Consider the following 25,988-nt stretch of genomic DNA (forward strand, 5'->3'; position numbering starts at 1 on the left):
ATGAGCACGCAAACCGCAACTTCAATTTTCGCAAAAGCACCCGCTCCCGGCTTTGCAGATCCAGTCCACAACGCCCAGTCCATCTTCCGTTCCACCATGAACGCATTGGCACAGCCAGGCACAGTGCAGCAACTGGATGATCTGACACTCACGCCTCCAGCACCATTGTCCGTCGCAGCAACTGCACTGGTGCTGACGCTCTGCGATTACGATACACCTTTATGGCTGGACCCTGCGCTTGCAGCGGATGAAGGCGTCAAAAACTACATCCGCTTCCACACAGCTGCTCCCTTTGTTGAAAGCCCTGCAGATGCAGCATTCGCATTGGTTTCAAACACTAAGCTCTTACCAGCCATCGCAAGCTTCTCCGCAGGAACCGCTGAGTATCCGGACCGCTCAACAACAATCATCCTGATGGTCGACGAACTGACCGAAGATACCGGCGTCACCCTCAAAGGCCCGGGCATCAAAACCGAGAAGCAGTTCAGTATCACGCCTACACCAGCAACCTTCTGGCAGCAGATGCAAGACAACAGCACGCTTTATCCGCTCGGCATCGACGTCATCTTCGCCGGAGCCAATCAGGTCGCAGGCCTGCCACGCTCTACAAAAATCACCGGCTTGGAGGCTTAACCTATGTATGTTGCTGTGAAAGGTGGCGAAAAAGCTATCCGAAACGCCCACAAGCTCATGGCCCGGGATCGTCGTGGCGATACCAGCATCCCGTCCCTGAGCCTCAAGCAAATCTCCGAGCAGCTCTACCTCTCCGTCTCCCGTGTGATGGCAGAAGGCTCACTGTACGACGCTGAACTAGCAGCCCTGGGCATCAAGCAATCCCGCGGCGATCTTATCGAAGCCGCCTTCCTGATGCGCGCCTACAGAACTACCCTGCCACGCTTCGGCTACTCCAAACCGATCGACACGGCAAAGATGCTGATCCGCCGTCGCATTTCCGCGACTTACAAGGATCTGCCGGGTGGACAGCTGCTTGGCCCAACCTTCGACTACACCCAGCGCCTGCTCGATTTCAAACTAGCCGCAGATGGTGAAGCACCAGAACCAGAAACTCAGGAGTTCAAGAAGGAAGAGGTCGTTCCTCGTGTCACCGATCTTCTCAATGACGAAGGTCTGATTGAAGAAGACGAGCCACGCGCACCAGATGCACCGGTTGGCGACATCACTCGCGAACCACTCACTTTCCCGGCTGATCGTGAACTGCGCTTGCAGAACCTCGCCCGCGGAGACGAAGGCTTCTTGCTGGCTCTAGGCTACTCCACCCAGCGCGGTTTTGGCAGAACTCACCCATTCGCAGGCGAAATCCGCCTGGGAGAAGTCGAGGTTGACTTCTTCATGGAAGAACTCGGTTTCGAAGTACCGCTAGGCACCATGACAGTCACCGAATGTCAGATGATCAACCAGTTCAAAGGCTCAGCTTCCGCACCTCCGCAGTTCACCCGTGGGTATGGTCTGGTGCCGGGTCAGGGCGAACGCAAAGTCATGGCCATGGCTCTGGTGGACCGCGCGCTACGCGCTGAGGAACTAGGCGAAGAGATCGACTCCCCAACACAGGATCAGGAGTTCGTTCTCTCTCACTCAGACAACGTTCAGGCCACCGGCTTTGTCGAGCACCTCAAGCTACCGCACTACGTGGACTTCCAGTCAGAGCTGGAGTTGATCCGCAAGGTTCGCAAGGAATGGCAGGAAAAGCGCGAAGCAGCTGAACAGGAACTCGTTGCGGAGGCAGCACAATGACCGAGCACGTTGAGACACAAGGCATATCCGGCGAGCACTACAACTTCGCTTATCTGGATGAGCAAACCAAACGCATGATCCGCCGCGCAATCCTCAAAGGCATTGCGATCCCTGGTTATCAGGTCCCCTTCGCCGCCCGCGAAATGCCAATGCCATACGGCTGGGGCACCGGCGGCGTGCAGGTCACTGCGGCAGTCATCGGCAAAGACGATTGCCTGAAGATGATCGATCAGGGTTCCGATGACACCACCAACGCTGTCGCCCTGCGCAACTTCTTCGTTGAGACCACAGGCGTGGAGACGACCACCAAGACCAAAAACGCCAGCATCATCCAGACGCGTCACCGTATCCCAGAAGACACGCTGACCAAGGATCAGGTGCTGGTCTATCAGGTCCCAATCCCAGAACCCCTCCGCTTTCTGGAGCCTCGCGAAACCGAAACCCGCAAAATGCATGCGTTGGAAGAGTACGGCCTCATGCATGTGAAGCTTTACGAAGACATCGCCAAGTTCGGTCACATCGCAACGGCCTACGCCTATCCGGTCATGGTGCAGGATCGCTATGTGATGGACCCGTCCCCGACGCCGAAGTTCGACAACCCGAAGATGGACCAGATGGAAGCGCTCCAGTTGTTTGGAGCTGGCCGCGAAAAGCGCATCTACGCCATCCCGCCACACACCAAGGTGGTGAGCCTCGACTTTGAAGATCATCCCTTTGAAGTCACCAAGTTCGAACAACCCTGCGCCATTTGTGGAGCAGAAGGCGTCTATCTGGATGAGGTCATTCTGGATGATGACGGAAACCGCATGTTCGTGTGCTCCGACAGTGACTTCTGTGAGGACCGCCGTGAAGCAGGCCATGGTGGTCACCTGGGAACCAACCCGCTGGAAGCAGAAGGAAACGACTAATGTCTCTGCCTATTCAAAGCACTGAAGACCTTCCGCTGCTTCAGGTCAGCAACACGACAAAACTCTATGGCGGTCGCATTGGCTGCAAGGATGTCAGCTTCGACCTCTATCCGGGTGAGGTGCTTGCCATCGTGGGTGAGAGTGGCTCGGGCAAAACAACGCTGCTCAATTGCCTTGCAACGCGCCTCACCCCAACCTCCGGCTCGGTAAACTACCGCAACCGCATGGGCCAGATGCGTAATCTCTATGAGATGAGCGAAGCAGAGCGCCGTATGCTCATGCGCACTGACTGGGGCTTCGTCCACCAACACCCGGCAGATGGCCTGCGCATGACAGTCTCAGCAGGGGCAAACGTCGGTGAACGCCTTATGGCAGTCGGCGCGCGTCACTACGGAAACATTCGTGACACCGCAACTGATTGGCTTGGCCGTGTAGAGATCGCAGAAGACCGCATCGACGATGATCCACGCGCCTTCTCTGGCGGCATGCGCCAGCGTCTGCAGATCGCGCGTAACCTTGTGACTGGCCCGCGCCTTGTGTTCATGGATGAACCAACAGGCGGTCTCGATGTTTCCGTACAGGCCCGCTTGCTGGATCTTCTGCGCGGTCTTGTGGCAGACCTCGGCCTCTCCGTGATCATCGTAACCCACGATCTGGCAGTAGCCCGTCTGCTCTCACACCGTATTCTGGTGATGCGCCACGGCCACGTGATCGAAAGCGGCCTGACAGATCAGGTGCTGGACGACCCGCAAGAGAGCTACACCCAGCTCCTCGTCTCCTCCATTCTGCAGCCTTAAGGACAAGACGATGTCAAACACACCCAAAACGAAAGTACTCGTTTCAGACCTTGCCAAGTCCTTCAAAATGCATCTGCAAGGCGGCTTGGAAATCCCGGTTGTCTCCGGCGTCAACTTCTCAGTGTCTGCTGGAGAATGCGTTGTGCTGGGCGGACCATCCGGATCAGGCAAAAGCTCGATCCTTAAGATGATCTACGCCAACTACCGCTGCCAGAAAGGCCAGATCCTGATCACGGACGGCGATGAGATCGTAAACGTGGCAGATGCAACTCCGCGCCGCATCATCCGTCTGCGCGAAACCACAATCGGATATGTCTCTCAGTTTCTGCGAGCCATCCCACGTGTACCTGCCCTCACACTGGTTGCTGAGCCTTTGATGGCGCAAGGTGTTGCGGAAGACGAAGCATTTGAGCGGGCGGGCAAACTGCTCTCCCGCCTCAACGTACCAGAACGCCTGTGGCAGCTGCCTCCAGCCACATTCTCAGGCGGCGAGCAGCAACGCGTCAACATCGCCCGCGGGTTCATCGCGCACTACCCAATCCTGCTTCTCGACGAACCAACAGCTTCCCTCGATGCAGCCAACAGAGCTGTGGTGGTGGAACTGGTGGAAGAGAAGAAGCAACAAGGTGTGGCAATGGTAGGCATCCTGCATGACCATGATGTGCGCGATGCCATTGCTGACCGGATCATCGACGTCACCTCGTTCGCCACAGCTGCTTAACGCATGCCTGCAACAGGTATGCAGAAAAGGGAAACCCGCTCCATGGTAAAGCCCCCCAAAATTGCGGAGACGGTCATCGAGTCAACCGTCACCCAAAGAGAGGCTCAGGTTGGCAAGCAATGCGAAGTGCTTGGCCCAACTTATCTGGAATATTGTGAGATCGGCGACTACTCCTACATTGGCCCGAACTCGACGGTTGCGGACACCACAATCGGCAAGTTCACGGCCATTGCATCCAATGTTCGTCTTGGTCCTCCCAATCACCCCATGGAGCGGGTTTCCCAACATCGCTTCACCTACACACCGGAGTACTACCGGGAAGACAAAGAACGGGACCACACGTTCTTTGCTGCTCGGAGAGCAGCACGCGTCACCATCGGCAATGATGTCTGGATCGGGCACGGCGTAACAGTCCTGCCCGGAGTAACCGTCGGGGACGGAGCAATCCTCGCAGCTGGTGCTGTGGTGGCAAAGGATGTTGAACCCTACACAATCGTGGGCGGTGTCCCTGCCAAACCAATCAAAAGGCGGTTCTCTCAAGAAGCAGCAGACCGCCTCATCAAACTCAAATGGTGGAACTGGCACGAAGACGATATTTTCGAGCGTCTCCCGCTGTTTCAATCAATGACTGTGGAAAGGTTTCTGGATCACTTCGAACCGGCCTGACGTGTCATAGGACTGACACTGTTTGCCCGGTAACTCGAAGCCCAAGGATATTCTGGATATGCGTTACTCAATCTACTTCACCCACCCGCAGTCAGCCAAACTTACAGAACTGGGCAGTCAGTGGCTCGGGCGATCAGCCTTCTCAAACGACACTCTTGAGCAACCACAGCTCGATGCGCTGAATGAAGAACGCCTGTATTCAATCACTGAGGGCGCACGTCGCTACGGCTTTCATGCCACCATGAAACCACCCTTTCATCTGGCAACTGGAAAGTCCTTGGAGGATATAAAAGCAGCGTTTTCCGCTTTTGCCAGCCAAACACCGGCCTTCACCATTGAAGGATTAGCACCCAATATCCTAGGCCAGTTTCTGGCACTGACACCAACCCAGCCATCAGAGCAACTCAATGGGCTGGCAGCACAATGCATCAAAGAGTTCGATCACCTACGCGCACCATTAAGCGACAAGGACATCGAACGCCGCCGTAAGGCCAACCTGACACCACAGCAGGATGCCTATATGCTGGAATGGGGCTACCCCTATATTTTCGAGCATTTCCATTTTCACATGACCCTGTCAAAACGGCTTGAAGACGAGACGGAGCGCAAAGCTCTCAAAGCTGCCGCAGAAGACCACTTCAAGCCTGTCATTCATCAGCCAATCTCCATTTCGCACCTCGCCCTCTGTGTTGAACCAGAGGCCGGAGCGCCATTTCAAGTCATTGAAATCAGACCATTGGAAGGACAATCAGCATGAGCGATGTATTAGTCGGCGAAGCGCCACACCAGACATCAACAATGGTCGAGCCACACACACCAATGACCTTCACCAACGCAAAGCTGATCCTGCCAGATCAGGTGGTGGAAGGCACGTTGGCGGTCGACAAAGGCAAAATCAGCGATTTAAGCAGCGGCAACGTTTCCCATGCGTTGGATTGTGAAGGCGATTACCTCATACCCGGCCTTGTTGAGCTGCATACTGACCACCTCGAAAACCACTACAAACCACGCCCAGGCGTCACCTGGAATGCGGTGTCAGCAGTACAAGCCCACGACGCTCAGATCGCCTGCTCTGGCATCACAACCGTGTTCGATGCTCTGCGCGTTGGCATGGAAGATGATGCAGACTTGACCGCAAAAGACATGCGCGCCATGGCGGATGCCATCGAGATCGGCCAGCAGGAAGGTCGTCTGCGCGCAGATCACTACATCCACCTGCGCTGCGAAGTCTCCGCAGACAACTGCGTGGAAGGCTTCGACCTGTTCAACGACGACCCACGCGTGCGCCTCGCTTCCTTGATGGATCACACACCAGGACAACGCCAGTTCACCTCACTGGAACAATTCGAGCTCTACTACAAAACCAAAAAAGGTTTCTCAGAGGAGCGGCTGCAGGAGTTCATGCAGCAAATGAAAGCACGTGCTGAACGCAACTCCGACAAAAACCGCAGCGCCATCGCGGAACGGGCCAAAGCAGCAGGCATAATGCTGGCAAGCCATGACGATGCTACCCTCGCCCACGTGGAAGAAGCTGTTCAGTTCGGCATCAACGTGGCTGAGTTCCCAACCACATTGGAAGCAGCCAAAGCTTCTCACGAAGCTGGCATGGCCGTGCTCATGGGCGCACCAAACGTCGTGCGTGGCAAATCCCACTCCGGCAACATCTCAGCTCGCGAGCTGGCTGAAGCTGGTTATTTGGATGTTCTGTCTTCAGACTACGTCCCAGTCTCCCTCCTGCAGGCCTCTTTCCTGCTTGCCCAGCAAATCGAAAGCATCTCACTGCCAGACGCTCTCCAGAAAGTCACGAAGATCCCGGCAGAAGCCGTTGGCCTTAGTGATCGCGGGGCACTGGAAGTTGGCCGCCGAGCTGATCTGGTTCAGGTGCGTATGGTCGGTGACGTGCCAATCGTGCGCGGTGTCTGGCGCGAAGGCTACCGCGTCGCTTAACGCAGGCAATCAGGAGATGGATCTGTCGTGACAGTTCTGGACAAAACCAGCAAGCAAGCAGACAAACTTGGTCCCGGCGCCCTGGTGATAGTCGTCGGCCCAAGTGGCGCAGGCAAAGACACGCTCATCTACGGCTATAGAGATCGATGTGAAGGAGACGCAAACATCATGTTTGCTCGCCGCTTGATCACCCGCCCGGCAGATGCAGGATCAGAGCCACATGAAGCCATCTGCAATGAGGAGATGTCTCAGCTCATTGATCAGGGCCGCGTCGCCTTATCCTGGCCCGCCCATGGATTAACCTACGCGCTACCTGAATGCGTCGATAACCACATCACCAAAGGCGGTATAGCCATCGCCAACGGATCCCGCAAAGCACTGGCGGAAGCAGTCGAGAAATACGAGAAACTGCTGGTCGTGCACATCACGGCACCGATCCACGTGCTGGCCCAGCGGTTATCAATGAGAGGCCGCGAAACCGCAGAAGACATCGAGCAACGCTTAAGACGTGCAGACTTGTCCCTGCCCGAGCTGCCGCATCTGGTGGAAATTCAGAACACCAACGATCCTCAGGTCGGCATCGACCAGTTGGAACAAGCAATCGCAGCATTTATGCGCTGAGCTTTTTGGATGCTTCCAGACCAAGAAGGTGAGCGGTGATCATACCAAACAACGCCGGTGCAAACTCATACTTGAGCGGCGCAAACTCCGGCTCTTCGTAGAGTGTAACCAGAGCTGGCGGAGGATTGGTCACAGGCCATAGCCCGGCAACAAACACATGAATGCTGAAGAACACGGCCATTGCTTCCTCAGCATTCAGCCATGGCAAACCTTTCTGCAAAACAGAAGTTGCCCGACTGGCTTCAGCCAGCAAAGCCCGCTTGAAGTTGCGAATGCAATCAATGGAGATGTTCTTTTCCATTGTCGGCGCAATTTCGCTCATCAGCTCACACAGACGCTGACGGGATGCAAACATCTCAGAAAGAAGCTGCGCCATATCTGCAGGCGCCATCTCACCAGAAACCTTCGTTTCCATATCTTCGATCAGCTCCACGAAATCGCGCAGCAGCAATTCCACCAGAATGGCTTCCCGCGTTTCGAAGTACCGATAGATGTTGGACTTCACAATGCCCGCGCGGCTGGCAATCGCCTGCAGGGTCAGTCCATCTACACCGTCCTGCTCAAGAACACAGGTCGCGGCACGAATAAGATCATTATGGCGCTGCGCCTTTGCTTCGGCGGATCTGGCGCGCTGAAAACTCTGGTTGGTCATAAAGTGGTGATATGTCCCCTTCCAATGCATGTCAATTAATCTTGGCAATGTGCATTGACAAACTTCCGTTAGATCATAAGTTAAGAGAACGAAAGTCTCCTAACTTTAAATATACGGGATCGCCAAACAAATGTACCCGAAAATTCCTCTGACCGTGAATGGTCAAAAACAAGAGATTGAAGCCGATCCGGAAATGCCACTCCTGTGGGCGCTTCGGGACATCATGGACATCAAAGGTCCCAAGTTCGGATGTGGTGTCGCCGCCTGTGGGGCTTGCACAGTTCTCATTAACGGAGAAGCTGTTCGTTCCTGTTCCCAGCCAGTAGGCGAAGTGGAAGGTGAAATCACCACCATTGAAGGCATCTCTCAGGGAGATGAGCTCCACGCCGTTCAGCAGGCCTGGATGAAACACTCCGTGCCACAATGCGGCTATTGCCAGTCCGGCCAGATCATGGCTGCGGTTGCTCTGCTGGAAGAGAACCCAGACCCATCTGATGAAGACATCAGTGATGCCATGACCAACCTGTGTCGCTGTGGCACCTATCCAAAAATCAAAGCCGCGATCAAAGACGCAGCTCAAACGCTGGGAGCTTGAAGATGAGCCGATTGGGAAAATACACCCGCCGCGCCTTTCTCGGCCTTGGCGTTGCAGCCGCCGGTGGCCTTGCAGTGGGCTACTACTTCTACCAGAAGCCCTACGCTAACCCGCTGGACGCAAAGAAGGCCGAAGGTGAGACACCCTTCAATCCCTATGTGATGGTAGATGCAGACAACACCATCACCATCATCGCCCCTCGCGCTGAAATGGGTCAGGGCGTCCACACAACCCTCGCAGCTTTGGTCGCAGAAGAGCTGGAAGTTCCACTGGAACAGGTCGTTGTAGAACACGGTCCATCCAGCCCGGCCTACTACAACTCCTCTATGCTGGAAGAGTCCGCACCATTCCCGTTCTATGATGAAAGCGTGCTGGCAGAGATGGCCCGCGGCTCCATGAAGATCGTCGCCAAGTTCCTTGGTCTGAACATGACCGGCGGCTCCTCTTCCATGACCGATGCTTTCGTAAAGATGCGCGAAGCCGGATACGCAGCAAAGTACGTCTTACTCAAAGCCGCAGCTGAACACTTTGGCACCTCTGAAGAGAACCTGACACTCGCAGACGGAACCATCACGGATAAAGCCTCCGGCAAATCCGTCACATATGGCGAACTGGCCCGCAAAGCAGCAGTTATCTCGCCACCAAGTGAGATGAAGCTGTCGAAAGCCAAAGACTGGAAGATCCTCGGCAAATCGCAGAAACGTGTCGAGCTGAAAGAAAAAGTCACCGGTGGCCGTATCTTCGGCATCGACGTCCAACTGCCGGATATGCTCTACGGCACCGTCAAAATGGCCCCACGCAAGGGCGTCAGCATCAAGAGCTATGATAAAACTGAAGCCCTCGCCATTCCTGGCGTAAAAGACGTGGTCGAGATCAAAACCATCGCAGGCGAAGGTCTCGGCATTATTGCGGCCAACACATGGGCAGCCTTCAAAGGCGCAGAGGCACTCGAAGTCGAGTGGGACGATCCGCTTTCTCTTCAGAACACGGATCAAATGTGGTCCGTCCTTGAAAACGCTCTGACACAGGAAGCTACATTTGAGCTCGGCGGCACAGGATCTGACGCAGAAGTCTTCACCTCCATCCCGGAAAGTGAAGCCGTATCAGTTCAATACCGTGTCCCATTCCTCGCCCACGCCACCATGGAGCCAATGAATGCAACCGCTCAGCATGACGGAAGCACAATCCGTGTCTGGACCGGTACGCAGGCTCCCGGCCTGATCCAGTCTGTGGTCTCCAGTCACTTCGATATGGACAGCGCAGATATAGACGTCACCACAACACGTCTCGGCGGTGGTTTTGGACGCCGTCTGGAAGTCGACTTCGCTCTCTATGCCGCAGTGATCGCAGAAGCTACTGCTCCGCATCCAGTCAAAGTCACCTGGACACGAGAAGAAGACACGCAGCATGACACGTATCGCCCAATGGCAATTGGTGAGTTCAAAGGTCAGGTCACACCAGATGGCACCTTGAAGACCATGGATATGCATGTGGCCTCCCCATCCATCATCCAAAGCGTGATGCCTAGGATCTTCCCGGGCATCAGTCCAGCTGGCCCGGATAACACAGTGCTTGATGGTGCATTCAATCAGCCTCTGGATGTCGAAAACATCCGGTGTCAGGCCCATGTGGCCGACCTTCAGGTTCCACTTGGATTCTGGCGTTCAGTCGGCAACTCCATCAACGGCTTCTTCCATGAAAGCTTCATGGACGAGGCAGCCCACAAAGCAGGCAAAGACCCGCTTGAGTTCCGCCTTGCCCATCTGACCAGCGACGAGTTCCTGCCAGCCCGTGAAGTGCTGAAACGCGTTGCAGAGATGTCTGGATGGGGCACTCCGCTGTCAGCTGGCAAAGGACGTGGCATTGCCCATGTTCTCTCCTTTGGCACATGGACAGCACAAGTGGTTCAGGTCGACGTCACAGATAACACCGTCACCATCGAGGAAGTTTGGGCAGCTGCAGATCCGGGCATCGTTCTTGATCCCGGCATGTTCAAAGACCAAATCATGTCCGGCATCAACTTCGGCCTCAGTCAGGCGCTGGGTCAGGAAATCACATGGGCAGACGGACAGGTGGAGCAAGCCAACTTCGACACCTATGACGCCATGCGCATGTATCAAGCACCGAAGATCACCATCGAGCTGCTGGAGAACTCTCCACGTATGGGGGGAGCAGGTGAACCGGGAACACCACCTTCGACACCAGCTCTGGCAAATGCGATTTTTGCAGCAACCGGCAAACGCATCAGGCAAATGCCACTCAGCAACGAGATCGACTTCATCTAACAACAGAAAAGCCCGGAGCATTCACCGCTCCGGGCTTTTTTAATTCTGATTGAACCTTAATCAGTCAGACAGGAAACCAGCAGGCATACCAAACGCTTCCTCTAATGAAGTCAGCGTTGCATCCGTATCCGCCGTTCCTTCAGCAACCGCTTCCACGTTCACATTGCCCGGCCCACGAGGCACCACATCACGTCGCTTCAGATCGCGCTTTGGAGCAGCGATAACGCGTGACTTCTTCGGTGCCTCTGCGACAGCAGCTGGTGTTGATACGGGTGCTTCACCCGGCTTCGCGACAGGCATGAGGATTTTGGAAGTGTCAGTGTTGGCAACAGCCCCTTCAGCAAGCGGAGGCAAATCCCCATCACCAATAGAAGCCGTATTCACAGTGCCTTCTTCAGCAGCAGGCTTTGCAAGCACAGTCGGCTCAGGTGTGGCTTCAGCACTTTCAGAAGATGCTGTCAGCGCATCCTTAGCAGCAGCTGCTCGCAAACGCTGAGCTTCCTCAACCGTCTTGGCTGTCTCCAGATCCTGCGCCAGCTTCTCAGAGAGCTTCTGGGTCTGCTTCACATCCCCGAAGGACGCACTCGCATACTCCTGAATATCGACAGTTTCAAAGCTCGGCAGACTGATAGAGCCGCGGATCTTCAATGGCGCCATATCAGCAGTCTGAGTGGTTGCAGTCCCCTCGCCATCCAGTTTGGACTGGTCCAGCATACTTGGCTGCAAGTACCAGAGAACCTCACCATCTTTGATGTTGATCGCGCCACGACCTTCCACCAGAGCCGTTTTACTCTGCAAGGTCAAAGCCTGAAACTCTGCAGTGCCTTGTTCAAAGATAACATCAGCACCCCAGCTGGAGAACTCAGTCTGATCCGCCTCAGCAAACGGCCAGCCGGTGATGCCTTTGTTGCCAACAGAGGCAACCAAGCGATCAACATCCAGCTCATGCAGCATGCCGTTACCAAGCTGGAAGCTCAGCGCACCGCCCATATTGACCCAAAGATCGGTCGGCGTCTTACCAGAGGTGTTTACGTCCATCTCAGCATAAAGATTGCCATCCACACGAGGCATATCTCCGAGAGAAGCAAGGAACGGAGCTGCGTTGATACCTTTTAGCGAGAACTCAGCAGAAATACCTGGCTTCACAGTCGCACCATTCAGCAGTAGCTTGCCAGCCCCTTCACCTTTGTAAAGACCAACTCGCTTCACATCCAAAGCCAACCGACCTTCTGAAAGCGCGGCTCTCAATTCAGCATTCTGTCCACGCAAAGCACCCAGCTTCAGGTCTTGAATGGTTAGCCCAAGGTCCAGATCAAAGCTGCGCAAAACAGAGAAGTCATAATCCCCTTCTCCCTTTGCATTCTTGGCATCATGACGAGAGAACATCTTGTCGAAGGAGGCATGCGCCACTTCCAGTTGGCCGCTCAGCTTTGGAACTTCACCAGTATCCAACCGTCCATTACCTTGAAGGCTTGTGTCATCCAACTGGAACTGCGCATTCTGGAACGCAACACCATTTGCATCCGCATCAAACTGGCCAGAGAGCACAAGCTTCTGTCCGCGCAGATACCGTGGCAACGGGCGCCCATACCAACGCGCAAAATTGTTAAAGTCATCAGTTTGGAATGCAAAGATACCGCCAAATCCATCACGCAGAGAGTATGGACCAGTCAGGCTGCCAGAAAACATCTCACTGGAAAAGGCCAGATCAACGTTCGCATCAGAGCGCAATCCGCCCTGCAAAACAATCGGCTCACCATTCCAACGCGCAGTGCCTTTCAGCTCAAGCGGCTTGGACAGACCAGAAAACACAAAGGTCAGATCCATATCGTCCAGAGCTTCATCACGCCCATCAACTGCCAGCAGCTTCGGCAGTTGAATTTCTGAAACACGCCCTTTGCGCAGAATAGCACCGCCATCAACTTCCAGTGCAGCAACCAGCTCATCATAAGATTGGCCAACGCCATAGAAGGAGGCATCCACATTGGCAAAACCGGAAGCAGGAACATCGATTCCAGCCAAACGCAGCAGTTGCTCAAAGTTCAAAGACTGACCGCCAACCTGCCCTTTCAGCTCATAGCCGTCTTCCAGATAGTTCAGCGCAACATCACCGCCAAAACCAACCGAGCCAGCAGTTATTGAAAGATCTTTAGTGCGGACACCACGCTGACGGAACTGAAGCTCAGTCGTAAGCGCAGCACTCCCGACAGCTTCGGGAAGTTTCGCCTCATGCTGGGCCACAACAGCAGCAAGATCCGGCAGTTCAACAGAAACCTGAAGCGTTCCGACAGGCCGCGCACCAAACGCAAGCTGACCATTAAAGCCAATCTTCTCTTGCGCTGGTCCGACAAGATGCACCTCAACAGAGGTCGCCCGCGCTTCACTCAGCGCAGTAACAGAGCCAACACGACCACCAACAGCATACTGTTCATCACCTTGAACAAACGCACCTTCTGCCGTCAGTGCATCACCGCCGCTCTCAAAGTTCAGTGTCAGGTCAATATCAGAAAACACCAGCGGAGCCGCCTGATCAGGCTCACTGTAGGAAACGACACCACGTTGAATACCGACAGTATCCAGATCCAGTTGCTGCATGAAGGAGGCCACGCGGCCCGCAATGTTGGCAGCAACCAACGAGGCTTCCCCTTCCTTGCCGTTTGCCAGCTGCGGCTGCCAGGAAGCGCCACCCTTCTGATCAAACTCCAAAGTCCAGGTCGGCTCAACAAGTTCAATGTTGCGGATGATGTTGCCGCCGGTCAGCAAACGCAGAGAGTTCAGCTCAAAACGGGCTTTCTCAACCCGCGCGAACTCAATCCCGTCAGCTCGTGCAACACCGGCAACACCAACATTCTCAATCTCGATGGCCAGCGTCGGCAGCAGATCCACACTCGTCCGCCCATCAAGACGCAGCTTCCACCCGGTCGCTGTCTCGAACGTTTCTGCAATTTGGGCTTTCAGCTGTTTTTGTGGAACGAGCAGCGGTGCAAGCACCAGACCACAAACCACAAGAGCGGCAAGAGCTCCAAAGATAAGAAGAGAGCGTTTCATTTAGTCTCAGTATCCTAGTGGACGATTTCGTGAGGCCCGGAAAAGGACTCTCATGTAAGCAGCTTGTACTCAACAAATACAGGGCAAAAAGCCCGTAGAAAACGTCTAAATTATGATTAGTTAAAGCCTTTCAAGGGCCAGAACAAAAGAACTACGTATTCTGAACCAGAGAGTCCTATCATATTTGCTCCCAATTGTCGCAGTATCACGTGGCTTCAAATTGGCGTATTTCGGTCCTTTTCTTTGGCATTTGTAATTGTTTTTGCGTATCAATAGTATTTCATTCGGACCTGAATCATCTTTAAGCACCTCAGAAAAGCACTATTTAAAAGTGCAAGAAAACCAATAGTTGCACGGAGCACATGAATGCTGGACGCCCTGAAAAAATTCTTCAAAGACCTGTCAAACGAGCAGGAGGAAGCTGGACGCTTTTCTGAAGATGATGAACGGCTGGCGGTCGCAGCACTCATGTTCCACATCATCGCCGTTGATGGCGAGATTGAGCAGCAGGAACTGGACCAGTTGAAACGCGTCTTGCAGCAACAATATGAGTTGAACGAGGAAGACACGAAAGAGCTCATGGAGCTCGCCAAAGTGCGCGACGAAGAAGCGGTCGATCTTTACGGCTTTACCTCCGTTCTCAAGCGCAAGCTGGAACCGGAACAACGCCTGAAAGTAATCGAAGCTCTCTGGGAGATGGTCTTCGCAGATGGGTCCGTCCATGAATTTGAAGACAACACAATTTGGCGCGTTGCAGAGCTCCTTGGCGTCTCCTCCAGAGACCGCATGCAGCTTAAGCAGAAAGTAGCTCAGCGACAGAGTGGTAGTAGCCCCTCCTCTACCTGAAGGTTTTAGTTTGAAATGTTAGAGCGGAATAAACAGCACCCGGCCAAAGTTCTGGTCGTACTGCATCAGGAAACATCCAACCCCGGTCGTGTCGGGCAGCAGTTGATCAAACGTGGATTTGAGCTGGACATCCGCCGCCCACGGTTCGGTGATCCTATGCCCGAAACTCTGGCAGATCACGCAGGCTCCATCATCTTCGGCGGCCCGATGAGCGCCAATGACGGCGATGACTTCGTGAAACAGGAAATCGACTGGATCAGCGTTCCGCTTAAGGAAAACAAGCCATTCCTCGGCATCTGCCTTGGAGCGCAAATGCTCTCCAAAAACCTTGGTGGCAAGGTCACCGGTCATGACGATGGTCTGGTTGAGATTGGCTATTATCCGCTGGAAGCTACCGAGTCTGGCGCCGACCTCATGGAATGGCCCAAACAGGTCTACCAATGGCACCGCGAAGGCTTCTCTCTTCCTACAGGCGCAGAACTGTTAGCCTCCAGCCCGACCTACGAAAATCAGGCCATTCGCGTTGGCGAGAATGCATTCGGCATTCAGTTTCATCCGGAACTGACCTACGCCATGATGAACCGCTGGACCACACGCGCTGCTCACCGTCTGGTACTTCCGGGAGCAAAAAAACGCGGCGAACATTTCCGCGAGCGCTTCGTGTATGACCCAGCGGTTCTGCACTGGTTGGAAGCCTTCATGGATAACTGGATCGGGTACGCATCCGAACCAGCCAGCAGTTGGTCATCCCACACAGGCAAATAACAAAAAGGCCCGGTCATTGCCGGGCCTTTTTTCATTGGTTTGGACGCAGCTTACTCAGCAGCAACAGCCTCAGCTGCAGAAACTTTCTCACCCGGCTGCAACACTGGAGAACCAACTGGCAGAACATCGCGACCACAAACATCTTTGTAGATGATGTGCGCCATCACGTACCATGCACAGAAGGAGCACAGGATCAGCACATAACCAGCAATCACGTTGAAGAATGCAGGACCAAAGTGCCCCAGAACCAGCAGAATGAAGCCAAGCAGCAGGCTACCGAAGATGGAAGCTTCTGCAGTATGAACATGCAGCGCGGCATAGAACATGATGCCGGTGTAGATGGTGAATGGCAGCAGGAAGAAGCCAATATCAGTGTGGGATGAGGTGTAGAAGCCCAGCTTGTTGCCAACAAGAATACCAGCAAACGCCAGCCAGAATGCACCGTAAATGGTGAAAGCACTATAGCCGAAGTTGTTGCCGGTTTTACCTGTCTGGAAACCTGCAACCAACTGCGCAAGGCCACCAACAAAAACGCCTAGCCAAAGAACCGGACCCATGTTGTCCAGCAGGCCAATGTTCACCATCTGCAAAACAAAGGTCGTCATACCAAATCCAGCAAGGCCGATAACTGCTGGGTTTCCTGTTTTAGTTTGCACGGTCGCACCCTCAATAAAAAACCCAACTCTGACCCATTAGGAAGACAGCTCCTGCAGAACAGAAATTGGGAAACACACTCTCGAATTAGTTGGAGCGCTGAATACAGAAGGGCCGAAACCGGAACAACCGCACTACTACGGAACGTAGCAATACCTAACGTAAAACGTAGCTTCAAAAATCAATTAAACGACTGATATAATTAGATAATTAAAACCTAGAAATGAAAAAGCCAGCAATGCATAGTGCTCATGCACCAAACGCATTGCTGGTTAATCTCAATCAATCAGTGCTGTTCAGGCACTATCTCTTAAAGGTAACAATCAGGTCCTTCGCATCAAGCTGATCGCCAGGTGCTACACAAACTTCACTGATCTCACCGTCACGTTCCGCATGCACAGATGTTTCCATCTTCATCGCTTCAATGGAGACCAACAGATCACCTGCCTTCACGGTCTGCCCCGCCTTCACAGCCAGCGTTGAGATAACGCCCGGCACAGGTGAACCAATCTGAAGCTCATTGTCATCATCTGCCTTACGGCGTGCAGGTGTGTTAGCTGCACTATGCGTACGGTCGATGATACGGATGTTGCGTGGCTGACCGTTCAGTTCAAAGAACACACGCTTTTCGCCGTGCTCATCAGTTTCACCGATGGCAAGACAGGAGATAACCATCGTCTTGCCCGGCTCCAGCTCAGCCATGATCTCATCACCAACATCCAGACCGTAGAAGTAGGTTGGAGTTGGCAGCACGCTGGTTGGACCGTACTTGTCCTGCGCTTTGGTGAACTCGGTATAAACCTTCGGGTACATGAGCATGGAAGAGAGTTCTTGCTCAGAACCTTTGCGGCCCAGAATGCCGGAGAGCTCTTCACGCTTAGCATCCATGTCCTCAGCTTCCAGCAGAGAACCCGGACGAACTGTGATCGGTTCCTGACCTTTCAGAACCTTCTTCTGCAAGTCAGCAGGCCAACCTCCAGGAGGAATGCCAAGATCACCATGCATCATGTTGACGACAGATTCTGGGAAGGAAACTTCTTTGTTCGGATCAATCACATCTTCAGGTGTGATGCCCTGAGACACCATCATCACCGCCATGTCACCAACAACCTTGGAACTTGGCGTAACCTTCACAATGTCACCAAACATCATGTTCACGTCAGCATAAGCCTTCGCAACTTCGTGCCAGCGCATTTCAAGACCAAGCGAACGAGCCTGTTCTTTCAGGTTGGTGAACTGACCACCTGGCATCTCGTGCAGGTAAACTTCAGAAGCACCAAAGCGCAGATCACTCTCGAATGCACGGTACTGAGTACGAACAGCTTCCCAGTAGAAGGAGATCTGCTGAATACGGTCAGTATCCAGACCGCTGTCGCGAGAAGTACCCTTCAGCGCTTCAACAACAGAGCCCATGCATGGCTGAGAAGTCAGGCCGGACAGGGAATCCATCGCCAGATCGACAATGTCAGCACCGCTTTCTACAGCTGCCAGAACAGTTGAGGCTGCGATACCGGAAGTGTCATGCGTGTGGAAGTGGATCGGAATTTCGATCTCATCTTTCAGCGCTTTGATCAGTACCTTAGCGGCCTGAGGCTTCAGCACGCCGCCCATATCCTTAATACCAAGAATATGCGCACCAGCCGCTTCAAGTTCTTTCGCCAGATTGACGTAGTACTTCAGATCATACTTCGGACGCGTACTGTTCAGAATGTCGCCAGTGTAACAAAGCGCTGCTTCACACAGCTTGCCCTGCTCCTGAACCGCATCCAGAGACACGCGCATGTTCTCAACCCAGTTGAGACAGTCAAACACGCGGAACACATCCACACCAGCTTCAGCAGCTTGGCGAACAAAGTGCTGCACCACGTTATCCGGATAGTTCGCATACCCCACGCCGTTGGAGCCACGCAGCAACATCTGCATCAGCAGGTTTGGCGCTTTCTCACGAACAAGGCGCAGACGCTCCCATGGATCTTCAGTCAGGAAGCGCATGGACACATCAAAGGTCGCGCCACCCCAGCACTCCAGAGAGAACAGCTCAGGCAGACCCTGCGCATAGCTGTCAGCAACCTGCACCAGATCATATGTACGCATGCGTGTAGCAAGCAAAGACTGGTGCGCATCACGCATAGTGGTGTCAGTCACCAACACTTGCGGCTGTGCTTTTACCCACTTGGCAAAGTCTTTCGGGCCAAGCTCTTCCAGCTTCTGACGCGTGCCATCCATAACTGGCAGTTTGAACTTCGGCGCGACAGGGGACGGTGCATCTGCTGGTGGCGTTGGACGGCCCTTGGTTTCCGGGTGCCCGTTCACAGTCACATCAGCGATGTAGTTCAACAGCTTCGTTGCGCGGTCAGCTGTCTTGATGTTCTCAAATAGCTCGGGCGTATTATCAATGAAGCGGGTCGTATAAGAGTTATCCTTGAATGACGGATGACCAATGATCCGCTCAAGGAAGATCAGGTTTGTCGCAACACCACGAATACGGAATTCGCGCAGAGCACGATCCATACGCGCACAAACTTCTTCAGGTGTCGGCGCCCACGCAGTGACTTTTTCAAGCAGCGGATCGTAGAAGCGGGTGATCACAGCGCCTGCATACGCAGTGCCACCATCCAAGCGAACACCAAAGCCGGTCGCACCACGATAAGCGCTGATACGTCCGTAATCCGGAATAAAGTTATGCTCTGGATCTTCGGTGGTGATACGACACTGGAGCGCATGACCATTCAGCTCAATACCAGCCTGCTCAGGAACACCGGTGACGTTCTCATCACCAATGCGACCACCTTCAGCAATACGGATCTGCGCACGAACGATGTCGATGCCGGTCACTTCTTCAGTAACCGTGTGTTCCACCTGAATACGCGGGTTCACTTCAATGAAGTAAACCTTGCCGGTATCAGCATCCATCAGGAACTCAACAGTACCGGCACCACAATAGCCAACTTCACGGCCGATCTTCAGACCATACTCGCAAAGCTCACGGCGCTTCTCTTCATCAAGATAAGGAGCCGGAGCGCGCTCAACCACTTTCTGGTGGCGGCGCTGAATGGAACAATCACGTTCAAACAGATGCACAAGGTTGCCATGCTGATCACCAAGGATCTGCACTTCAACGTGACGGGCACGCTCAACCAGTTTTTCGAGGTACACTTCGTCCTTACCAAAGGCAGCACGTGCTTCACGCTTAGCTTCAACAACTTCGCGTTCCAGCGTTTCCTCGTCTTTGATCACGCGCATACCGCGACCGCCACCGCCCCAAGATGCTTTGAGCATCACCGGATAACCGATTTCCAGCGCAAGGCGCTTCACTTCTTCCATGTCATCTGGAAGTGGATCAGTTGCAGGCATCACCGGTACGCCAGCTTTAATCGCCAGCTCGCGTGCAGAAACTTTGTTACCCAAGCGGCGCATGGTTTCAGGAGAAGGGCCAATAAAGATAATGCCGTTCTCTGCACAAGCCTCAGCAAACTCCGGGCTCTCAGAAAGGAAACCATAACCAGGGTGAATTGCATCAACGCGCTGTTCTTTTGCAACGCGGATAATTTCGTCGATAGACAAGTAAGCCTCAATCGGGCCCAGGCCTTTACCTACCTGATAAGCTTCATCTGCCTTAAAGCGATGTAAAGCCAACTTGTCTTCTTCAGCAAATACAGCAACCGTTTGGAGACCAAGTTCGTTTGCAGCTCGAAAAACTCGAATTGCAATTTCTGAGCGGTTAGCAACCAATATTCGTTGAATAGCCAAAGTAGGTCCCCCAGTCTCTATGTATTTTGGGGCTTTATAGTCGAGCAAATCCCTCTATGGAAAGATTAATTTATAGTCACTTGAGCCATTACTATATTTAACGGGTCATAAAACATTAAGAAAACGGGGAAATTCTAAGGAGTTTATCGTACAATTGAGAAAAACTAAACACGTAAAAATATATACACAAATACCCTAAATTTTGACTTCACTAATATATCTCATGCAAATTTTTCTACTTTTACGACTAAAGGAGGCAAATTATACTCATCCGCACAAGTGCAAACAGCAGGCTTCGCATAGCGAACCCTGCCGAGTGCATGTGTAGGTGTCGTTATAGCTTAACGAATAAGACCCAGGCGGAAACCTTCAGCCACCGCGTGTGTTCTGTTCGCAGCATGCAGCTTTCTGGCAGCCGAAGCCAGGTACCAATCTGCAGTATGCTGTGAGATATTCAGAATCTGGCTGATCTCCCAACTTGTCTTGCCTGCAGCGGACCACTTCAGACACTCAAGCTCGCGAGGAGTAAGGCGATGGCGAGGACGGTTGGTGTTCGCACCAACAAGCTCACGCACCTTATTACTTGCATAAATACCAACCAGATGAAGAACACTGATTTCGCGTTCATTCAAACGCACCTCAGGTCCACCAAAGATAAGCATGCCCTGATAGCCCTGAAGGCCATGCACCGGCACACAAACACCATCATACATTCCGTAATCACGTGCTTCGGAAAGGACTTGCTGTGCAGCTGCTGTCAAATTGCGATCACGTGCAACACTGGACCATAGGAATGGACGACTAGCAGTGCGCGCTTTCGCGACAATCGGATCATTTTGTACATAATCACGGTCGAGATAACGTTGTTGCCACTCAGGGCGCCAACCACTCAACATAATTGACCCATCAAAAGATGCGCCGGCTTCGGGGATCGCAGCGAGACAAAAACTTGTAAAGCCGAAAGATTGGCCAAGTTCAGCAATACGCTTAGAAACACCATCAGGTGTCTCTTCATTATTAATAGATTCAACAAATTCAAGTGCAGCAGTCAACGGATTCATTTTATACACCCCTACATATTATGCCTCCAACAACCTTACTCTACGCAATATCCACTCAATATAGAAGGTGTATCTATCACCCATCTTCTATTCGAGGCTCATTGTTTTCATATTGGGAAAGAAATCTATTCAATTTAACTTCTCTCCCAATAGAAATACGGCCATATATATTGACATTGTTAAATTGCACTATGTCTTTTTCGAAAAGTGCCGACGGGAAAACTTTAGACTTAAAACGAGAATTCTTATTTCTTAGGAAAAAGCTATTGTTAGGAGCAGGTTAACAATTCGTTAACCTTAGATTGTCCGAACATCAATACGGATGCGTATGTAATATAGGAAAAATATTCCAACCTTTTGAGACTTTTCTCAGTTGGATTCTCCGTTTCTTTTCATTCTGCATAGATGCAAAAAACTTAACGATATGCCTGAGGGGAAAGCGGGGATAACTCCACCCCGGAGAAACCCATTGGTTAAAACAGAAGTGGCAACATCCCCCCTGCAGCACTCATCCGCAGCATGTCCGGGGGCATTACCAAATGGCAAATTTTCAGCTAAAACAAGAGAGTTACTCAGAAATTTAGCTAGTAACAACTGCGAATGTGTTACACATAATCCGCGTAACAGCTGGCTTCTTGTAACCATTTAACACGATGTAACCTCCCCAAAACGGCATATAGTGCACGTTATAGTCATGCATCTTATTCAGCGAAAACCGCAGAGTGTCGATAACGTATACACAAAAAGCCCTTTTATACCGGTATGAAACTGAAACTTCATTCCAGTGCTCATCATCAGCATTTTTCGTCTTTATTCATTCCAGAGCTTTACAGCGCTTTTCTCTGCCATATAAATGCCACTTCATTGGGTGAGGCACCGCACGGGCATTTTCAGTATCCCAGCCAAAGAATTGAGTGCCGAGATACGTTTGGCCATAGACTACGGAATTGCACTTCTAGATGAACAAGAACACGTTGCACCGAACAACAAGATCACGGTCTGTCACTGCGATTTTGGGGCCAACGAACACGGGTAAGACCCATTTGGCGATCGAACGGATGAGCGCATACTCATCCGGCCTGATCGGCCTGCCCCTTCGTTTGCTGGCAAGAGAAGTCTACGGCCGCCTTGTAGAGAAGAAGGGACCTGATCTCGTCGCCCTTATTACTGGCGAAGAAAAGATCATCCCAAAGACCCCACGCTTCTGGGTCTCTACTGTAGAAGCCATGCCAAAGGATCTGGATGTAGACTTCGTCGCTATTGATGAAGTGCAGCTGGCAGGCGACCTTGAGCGCGGCCACGTCTTTACAGATCGCATCCTGAACCTGCGCGGCAGAGAAGAAACGCTCCTGCTCGGTTCTTCCACCATTCGCCCGCTGCTCGAAAAGCTGATGCCGGGTATTAATGTGATCACCCGTCCACGTATGTCCATTCTGACTTACGCTGGCTCCAAGAAGATCACACGCCTCCCACGCCGCTCTGCGATTGTCGCATTCTCCTCTGATGAAGTGTACGCCATCGCAGAACTCATTCGCCGTCAACGCGGTGGTGCTGCTGTCGTGCTCGGCTCTCTTTCTCCAAGAACGCGCAACGCACAGGTCGACCTGTTCCAGAACGGCGACGTTGATTGGCTCATCGCCACCGACGCTGTAGGCATGGGTCTGAACCTTGACGTGGACCACATCGCGTTCGCCGGACATCGCAAATTTGATGGCTATCAGTACCGTCAGCTCACCCCAGCTGAGACCGGACAGATCGCCGGACGCGCAGGCCGACACCTCAGAGATGGTACTTTTGGTGTAACTGGGCGAGTCCCTGGTTTTGATGAGGAACTGGTCCATCAACTCGAATCTCACGAGTTCGAGCCATTAAAAGTGCTGCAATGGCGCAACCCAAACCTCGATTTTTCCTCGATTCGCGCACTTTTGCGCAGTTTGGAGCATTCTCCGCGAGAAGAGGGCTTGACCAAAGCCCCTCCGGCGGAGGATATCGGTGTTCTCGAACTTGCTAATCGTGACAGGGACATTCTTTCCCTTGCGACCACGCAGGAGAGAGTTTCATTACTGTGGGATACCTGTCAGGTTCCAGACTATCGCAAGATAGCTCCGGCAAACCATGCAGATCTCGTAACAGGGATATATACCCATCTGATCCAGGACGGAGCCATTCCGGATGATTGGTTCAATAGTCAGATCAAACTGGCGGACAGGACGGATGGGGATATCGACACACTGGCGAACCGGATAGCTCATATCCGTACGTGGACCTTTGTGGCAAACCGTGCCGATTGGCTGAATGATCCTGCTCACTGGCAGGGCGTGACGCGCGGCATAGAAGATCGATTATCAGATGCCCTTCACGAACGGCTTACACAGCGGTTTGTGGATCGGCGAACCAGCGTATTGATGCGACGTCTGAGAGAGAACAAAATGCTCGAAGCGGAGATCACCGCAACCGGAGATGTCCTTGTAGAAGGACAGCACATTGGCCAGCTTCATGGCTTCCGGTTTGCTCCGGATGCAACGGCAGAAGGACAGGAAGAAAAAGCTGTCCGTGCTGCGGCCCAAAAAGCACTAGCTAGTGAGATTGAAAACCGTGCAGAACGGTTGTCTCGCGCGCCTAACGAAGAGTTCATCCTCTCCGCAGACGGCACATTAAGATGGCAGGGTGAATCTATCGCCCGCCTGACGGCTGGTGAACAGACCCTGCGCCCATCCCTGATCATTCTTGCTGATGAGCAATTGACAGGACCTGCACGCGACATGGTGCAGGAGCGCCTTGATCTATGGATCAAGACCCACATCGAAACTCTCCTGAAGCCTCTCTTCGACCTGGAACAGGCTGAAGAAGTTGAAGGCATCGCTCGCGGCGTAGCATTCCGCCTGACCGAAGGCCTCGGCATTCTTGAGCGTCAGGAGATCGCTGATGACATTCGTCAGCTTGATCAGCAGATGCGTGGTTCGCTCCGCAAACTCGGCGTTCGCTTCGGTGCATATCACATTTACGTCCCTGCACTTCTTAAGCCAGCACCAAGCCAGCTGCTTGCTCAGCTCTGGGCGCTGAAAGAAGGCAAAGGCGAAATCAAAGGCCTGACAGAGCTGCCACAGCTCTCTGCATCTGGCCGCACCTCCGTTCCAGTAGATCCGGAAATCGAGCAGGCACTGTACCGTGTCGTTGGCTTCCGCGTTTGTGGTCCACGCGCTGTTCGCGTCGACATTCTGGAGCGTCTGGCAGACATCATCCGTCCGCTGGTTGCCTGGAAGCCTCTGGAAGAAGGCGTTGAGCCACCAGAAGGCGCATTGGTAGAAGGTGGCGCATTCACCGTTACCGTTTCCATGACCTCCCTGCTCGGCTGTGCAGGCGAAGACTTCTCCAACATCCTGAAGTCTCTCGGCTACCGTCTGGAAACTCGCGAAGAACAGCGCCCTGTTACCAAGAAACCAGAAGCACCTGCTGAAGAAGCCGAAGCTCCAGCAGCTGCGGAAGTAACTGAAGCACCAGCAGAAGAAGCTGCTCCGGCAGAAGCTTCTGAAGAAGCGACAGGCGAGCAAGAGATGGAAACGGTTACCGTTGAAATCTGGCGCCCAGGTCGTTTCGGTGGTCGTCGCAGCAACAACGATCGTCAGCAGCGCAATGCACGCGGTGGCAATGAACGTCGTGGCGGTGGCGAGCGTCGTGGTGGCGGCAACAATCAGCAGCGTCGCAATCCTGGTAAGCCGGGCGGCAAAGGCCGTGGCTTTAACAAGGATCAGAACCGTGGCCATCAGGCAAAGTCTGCTCCACGCAAAGACAAGCCAATGGATCCGGATTCTCCATTCGCAGCGCTGATGTCCCTGAAACAGAACTTGGAAAAGGGCGACAAATAGTCGCACCTTCGGGATACCGCAGATGGCAACACCAGAACCACAAGGCTCAATCCGCATTGACAAGTGGCTCTGGTACGCCCGCATAACAAAGTCCCGGACGCTGGCTCAAAAACTGGCAGTGTCCGGACACGTAAGACTGAACAAAGAGAAAGTTTCAGCAGCCAAAGCAGCTGTAAAGCCCGGCGATGTACTGACCATCACAATGCCGCGGCGCCTTTTGATCCTTAAGGTTTTGAAACTTGGCACCCGCCGCGGTCCAGCCCCTGAAGCGCAGACGCTTTATGAGGACATGTCACCGCCGCCACCTCCCAAAGAAACACAGGCTCCAGTCGCACAACGCGAAGCCGGTGCGGGACGTCCAACGAAAAAAGATCGCCGCCAAATCGCCCGGATTCGGGGCTTCAACGAAATCGATCCTTTTTAGTGGCCACTTTTGGTAAATTTTGCCCCAATATTGCAATCTCTTCGCCTATGACAGCGCTTGCACTACCCAATGAAAACCGGTAGCAAAGAGCACAAAGTTTAATGGACGAAAAAATCGTCAGGGCCGCGAGAGCCCGTGCCATTTGTCTTCAGACAAATATGCAGCGCCAGAGACTAAGAGGATTGCGATGACATACGTCGTCACAGACAATTGCATCAAATGCAAATACACCGACTGTGTTGAAGTTTGCCCGGTCGATTGCTTTTACGAAGGCGAGAACATGCTCGTCATTCATCCGGACGAATGTATCGACTGCGGTGTATGTGAACCGGAATGTCCTGCCGACGCAATTCTCCCAGACACGGAGCCTGGATTGGAAAAGTGGGTCGAGCTCAATGCTGAGTACGCAGAGAAGTGGCCGAATCTGACCGTTAAGAAAGATCAGCTCCCAGAAGCAGCTGAATTTGACGGCGTAAAAGAAAAACTGGAAAAATACTTCTCCGAGAAGCCAGGTACGGGCGATTAAGCTCGTAAAAGCCTAGAGCTTCCAAACATTTATTAATTGCCAAACATTATCCGCGGATGTCTTAAATCCTCTCTTGCTTGAGAGAGGTTGGAAATCCGTGGATA

At 53.1% G+C, this 25,988-nt stretch carries 21 protein-coding genes; 16 read left to right on the top strand and 5 right to left on the bottom strand.

The window, feature by feature from the left end:
* From phnH to phnN, 9 genes are read left to right on the top strand one after another with little or no spacing between them, the layout of a single operon-like run.
* Nucleotides 1-633, top strand: a complete 633-nt coding sequence (gene phnH, locus PSE_RS23550; RefSeq protein ID WP_014287071.1) for a phosphonate C-P lyase system protein PhnH — start codon at nt 1-3, stop codon at nt 631-633.
* A 3-nt stretch (nt 634-636) separates the two neighbouring features.
* A complete protein-coding gene (locus PSE_RS23555; RefSeq protein ID WP_014287072.1) occupies nt 637-1,752 on the top strand; it encodes a carbon-phosphorus lyase complex subunit PhnI in 1,116 nt (371 codons plus the stop codon).
* Nucleotides 1,749-2,660, top strand: coding sequence for an alpha-D-ribose 1-methylphosphonate 5-phosphate C-P-lyase PhnJ (locus tag PSE_RS23560; protein WP_014287073.1), 912 nt, complete (start codon nt 1,749-1,751; stop codon nt 2,658-2,660). Before PSE_RS23555 ends, PSE_RS23560 begins: the two co-directional genes overlap by 4 nt.
* Nucleotides 2,660-3,457, top strand: coding sequence for a phosphonate C-P lyase system protein PhnK (phnK, locus tag PSE_RS23565; protein WP_008551522.1), 798 nt, complete (start codon nt 2,660-2,662; stop codon nt 3,455-3,457). Before PSE_RS23560 ends, phnK begins: the two co-directional genes overlap by 1 nt.
* A 10-nt stretch (nt 3,458-3,467) precedes the next feature.
* Nucleotides 3,468-4,178, top strand: a complete 711-nt coding sequence (gene phnL / locus PSE_RS23570) for a phosphonate C-P lyase system protein PhnL (protein ID WP_014287074.1) — start codon at nt 3,468-3,470, stop codon at nt 4,176-4,178.
* Nucleotides 4,179-4,181: 3 nt separating this feature from the next.
* A complete protein-coding gene (locus PSE_RS23575) occupies nt 4,182-4,844 on the top strand; it encodes a DapH/DapD/GlmU-related protein (RefSeq protein ID WP_014287075.1) in 663 nt (220 codons plus the stop codon).
* A gap of 58 nt (nt 4,845-4,902) precedes the next feature.
* Entirely contained in the window at nt 4,903-5,601 is a 699-nt protein-coding gene (locus PSE_RS23580; RefSeq protein ID WP_041768788.1) for a DUF1045 domain-containing protein, read from the top strand.
* 41 nt (nt 5,602-5,642) lie between these two features.
* A complete protein-coding gene (locus PSE_RS23585) occupies nt 5,643-6,791 on the top strand; it encodes an alpha-D-ribose 1-methylphosphonate 5-triphosphate diphosphatase (protein WP_014287077.1) in 1,149 nt (382 codons plus the stop codon).
* A 27-nt stretch (nt 6,792-6,818) separates the two neighbouring features.
* The gene (phnN, locus tag PSE_RS23590) at nt 6,819-7,412 is read left to right on the top strand and encodes a phosphonate metabolism protein/1,5-bisphosphokinase (PRPP-forming) PhnN (protein WP_014287078.1); all 594 of its coding nucleotides are present in this window, start codon (nt 6,819-6,821) and stop codon (nt 7,410-7,412) included.
* On the opposite strand, the gene PSE_RS23595 is transcribed toward phnN, so the two are convergent.
* Nucleotides 7,402-8,064: a TetR/AcrR family transcriptional regulator gene (locus PSE_RS23595; protein ID WP_008551353.1), complete on the bottom strand. Its 663-nt coding sequence runs from the start codon at nt 8,062-8,064 to the stop codon at nt 7,402-7,404. The two genes, phnN and PSE_RS23595, sit on opposite strands and share 11 nt — an antisense overlap.
* A gap of 130 nt (nt 8,065-8,194) precedes the next feature.
* On the opposite strand from PSE_RS23595, the gene PSE_RS23600 reads away from it, so the two are divergent.
* Both PSE_RS23600 and PSE_RS23605 read left to right on the top strand, forming a co-directional pair.
* Nucleotides 8,195-8,659 (top strand): (2Fe-2S)-binding protein, encoded by a 465-nt coding sequence (locus PSE_RS23600; RefSeq protein ID WP_014287079.1) that lies wholly within the window; start codon nt 8,195-8,197, stop codon nt 8,657-8,659.
* 2 nt (nt 8,660-8,661) lie between these two features.
* Entirely contained in the window at nt 8,662-10,944 is a 2,283-nt protein-coding gene (locus tag PSE_RS23605; protein WP_014287080.1) for a molybdopterin cofactor-binding domain-containing protein, read from the top strand.
* A gap of 60 nt (nt 10,945-11,004) precedes the next feature.
* On the opposite strand, the gene PSE_RS23610 is transcribed toward PSE_RS23605, so the two are convergent.
* The gene (locus tag PSE_RS23610; protein ID WP_014287081.1) at nt 11,005-13,992 is read right to left on the bottom strand and encodes an AsmA family protein; all 2,988 of its coding nucleotides are present in this window, start codon (nt 13,990-13,992) and stop codon (nt 11,005-11,007) included.
* Nucleotides 13,993-14,358: 366 nt separating this feature from the next.
* Between PSE_RS23610 and PSE_RS23615 the strand changes: the two genes are divergently transcribed.
* Nucleotides 14,359-14,838, top strand: a complete 480-nt coding sequence (locus tag PSE_RS23615) for a TerB family tellurite resistance protein (RefSeq protein ID WP_008551624.1) — start codon at nt 14,359-14,361, stop codon at nt 14,836-14,838.
* Between the two features lie 15 nt (nt 14,839-14,853).
* Nucleotides 14,854-15,603, top strand: coding sequence for a glutamine amidotransferase (locus tag PSE_RS23620; protein ID WP_014287082.1), 750 nt, complete (start codon nt 14,854-14,856; stop codon nt 15,601-15,603).
* Nucleotides 15,604-15,653: 50 nt separating this feature from the next.
* On the opposite strand, the gene PSE_RS23625 is transcribed toward PSE_RS23620, so the two are convergent.
* The 3 genes from PSE_RS23625 to PSE_RS23635 all read right to left on the bottom strand — a co-directional run bounded on the left by PSE_RS23625 (nt 15,654) and on the right by PSE_RS23635 (nt 21,068).
* Nucleotides 15,654-16,259, bottom strand: coding sequence for an acetate uptake transporter family protein (locus PSE_RS23625; RefSeq protein WP_014287083.1), 606 nt, complete (start codon nt 16,257-16,259; stop codon nt 15,654-15,656).
* 301 nt (nt 16,260-16,560) lie between these two features.
* Nucleotides 16,561-20,007, bottom strand: a complete 3,447-nt coding sequence (gene pyc / locus PSE_RS23630) for a pyruvate carboxylase (RefSeq protein WP_041768789.1) — start codon at nt 20,005-20,007, stop codon at nt 16,561-16,563.
* Nucleotides 20,008-20,348: 341 nt separating this feature from the next.
* Nucleotides 20,349-21,068, bottom strand: a complete 720-nt coding sequence (locus PSE_RS23635) for a LuxR family transcriptional regulator (protein ID WP_008551372.1) — start codon at nt 21,066-21,068, stop codon at nt 20,349-20,351.
* Between the two features lie 959 nt (nt 21,069-22,027).
* On the opposite strand from PSE_RS23635, the gene PSE_RS23640 reads away from it, so the two are divergent.
* The 3 genes from PSE_RS23640 (at nt 22,028) to fdxA (ending at nt 25,884) form a co-directional block, all read left to right on the top strand.
* A complete protein-coding gene (locus PSE_RS23640) occupies nt 22,028-24,934 on the top strand; it encodes a helicase-related protein (protein WP_041768790.1) in 2,907 nt (968 codons plus the stop codon).
* A 22-nt stretch (nt 24,935-24,956) separates the two neighbouring features.
* Nucleotides 24,957-25,358, top strand: coding sequence for an RNA-binding S4 domain-containing protein (locus PSE_RS23645; RefSeq protein WP_014287086.1), 402 nt, complete (start codon nt 24,957-24,959; stop codon nt 25,356-25,358).
* Between the two features lie 187 nt (nt 25,359-25,545).
* Nucleotides 25,546-25,884 (top strand): ferredoxin FdxA, encoded by a 339-nt coding sequence (fdxA, locus tag PSE_RS23650; protein WP_008551659.1) that lies wholly within the window; start codon nt 25,546-25,548, stop codon nt 25,882-25,884.
* The last annotated feature ends 104 nt before the right edge of the window (nt 25,885-25,988 follow it).

The organism is Pseudovibrio sp. FO-BEG1 (assembly GCF_000236645.1).
GTDB lineage: Bacteria > Pseudomonadota > Alphaproteobacteria > Rhizobiales > Stappiaceae > Pseudovibrio.

Excerpts from the sequence above, each read along its gene's own strand:
- phnH (WP_014287071.1), top strand. The coding sequence starts at position 1 with ATGAGCACGCAAACCGCAACTTCAATTTTCGCAAAAGCACCCGCTCCC.
- PSE_RS23640 (WP_041768790.1), top strand. The coding sequence starts at position 22,028 with ATGAACAAGAACACGTTGCACCGAACAACAAGATCACGGTCTGTCACT.
- PSE_RS23595 (WP_008551353.1), bottom strand. The coding sequence starts at position 8,064 with ATGACCAACCAGAGTTTTCAGCGCGCCAGATCCGCCGAAGCAAAGGCG.
- PSE_RS23615 (WP_008551624.1), top strand. The coding sequence starts at position 14,359 with ATGCTGGACGCCCTGAAAAAATTCTTCAAAGACCTGTCAAACGAGCAG.
- PSE_RS23560 (WP_014287073.1), top strand. The coding sequence starts at position 1,749 with ATGACCGAGCACGTTGAGACACAAGGCATATCCGGCGAGCACTACAAC.
- PSE_RS23605 (WP_014287080.1), top strand. The coding sequence starts at position 8,662 with ATGAGCCGATTGGGAAAATACACCCGCCGCGCCTTTCTCGGCCTTGGC.
- PSE_RS23600 (WP_014287079.1), top strand. The coding sequence starts at position 8,195 with ATGTACCCGAAAATTCCTCTGACCGTGAATGGTCAAAAACAAGAGATT.
- PSE_RS23585 (WP_014287077.1), top strand. The coding sequence starts at position 5,643 with ATGGTCGAGCCACACACACCAATGACCTTCACCAACGCAAAGCTGATC.
- fdxA (WP_008551659.1), top strand. The coding sequence starts at position 25,546 with ATGACATACGTCGTCACAGACAATTGCATCAAATGCAAATACACCGAC.
- phnK (WP_008551522.1), top strand. The coding sequence starts at position 2,660 with ATGTCTCTGCCTATTCAAAGCACTGAAGACCTTCCGCTGCTTCAGGTC.
- PSE_RS23555 (WP_014287072.1), top strand. The coding sequence starts at position 637 with ATGTATGTTGCTGTGAAAGGTGGCGAAAAAGCTATCCGAAACGCCCAC.
- PSE_RS23620 (WP_014287082.1), top strand. The coding sequence starts at position 14,854 with ATGTTAGAGCGGAATAAACAGCACCCGGCCAAAGTTCTGGTCGTACTG.
- phnL (WP_014287074.1), top strand. The coding sequence starts at position 3,468 with ATGTCAAACACACCCAAAACGAAAGTACTCGTTTCAGACCTTGCCAAG.
- PSE_RS23580 (WP_041768788.1), top strand. The coding sequence starts at position 4,903 with ATGCGTTACTCAATCTACTTCACCCACCCGCAGTCAGCCAAACTTACA.
- PSE_RS23610 (WP_014287081.1), bottom strand. The coding sequence starts at position 13,992 with ATGAAACGCTCTCTTCTTATCTTTGGAGCTCTTGCCGCTCTTGTGGTT.
- PSE_RS23645 (WP_014287086.1), top strand. The coding sequence starts at position 24,957 with ATGGCAACACCAGAACCACAAGGCTCAATCCGCATTGACAAGTGGCTC.
- PSE_RS23635 (WP_008551372.1), bottom strand. The coding sequence starts at position 21,068 with ATGAATCCGTTGACTGCTGCACTTGAATTTGTTGAATCTATTAATAAT.
- PSE_RS23575 (WP_014287075.1), top strand. The coding sequence starts at position 4,182 with ATGCCTGCAACAGGTATGCAGAAAAGGGAAACCCGCTCCATGGTAAAG.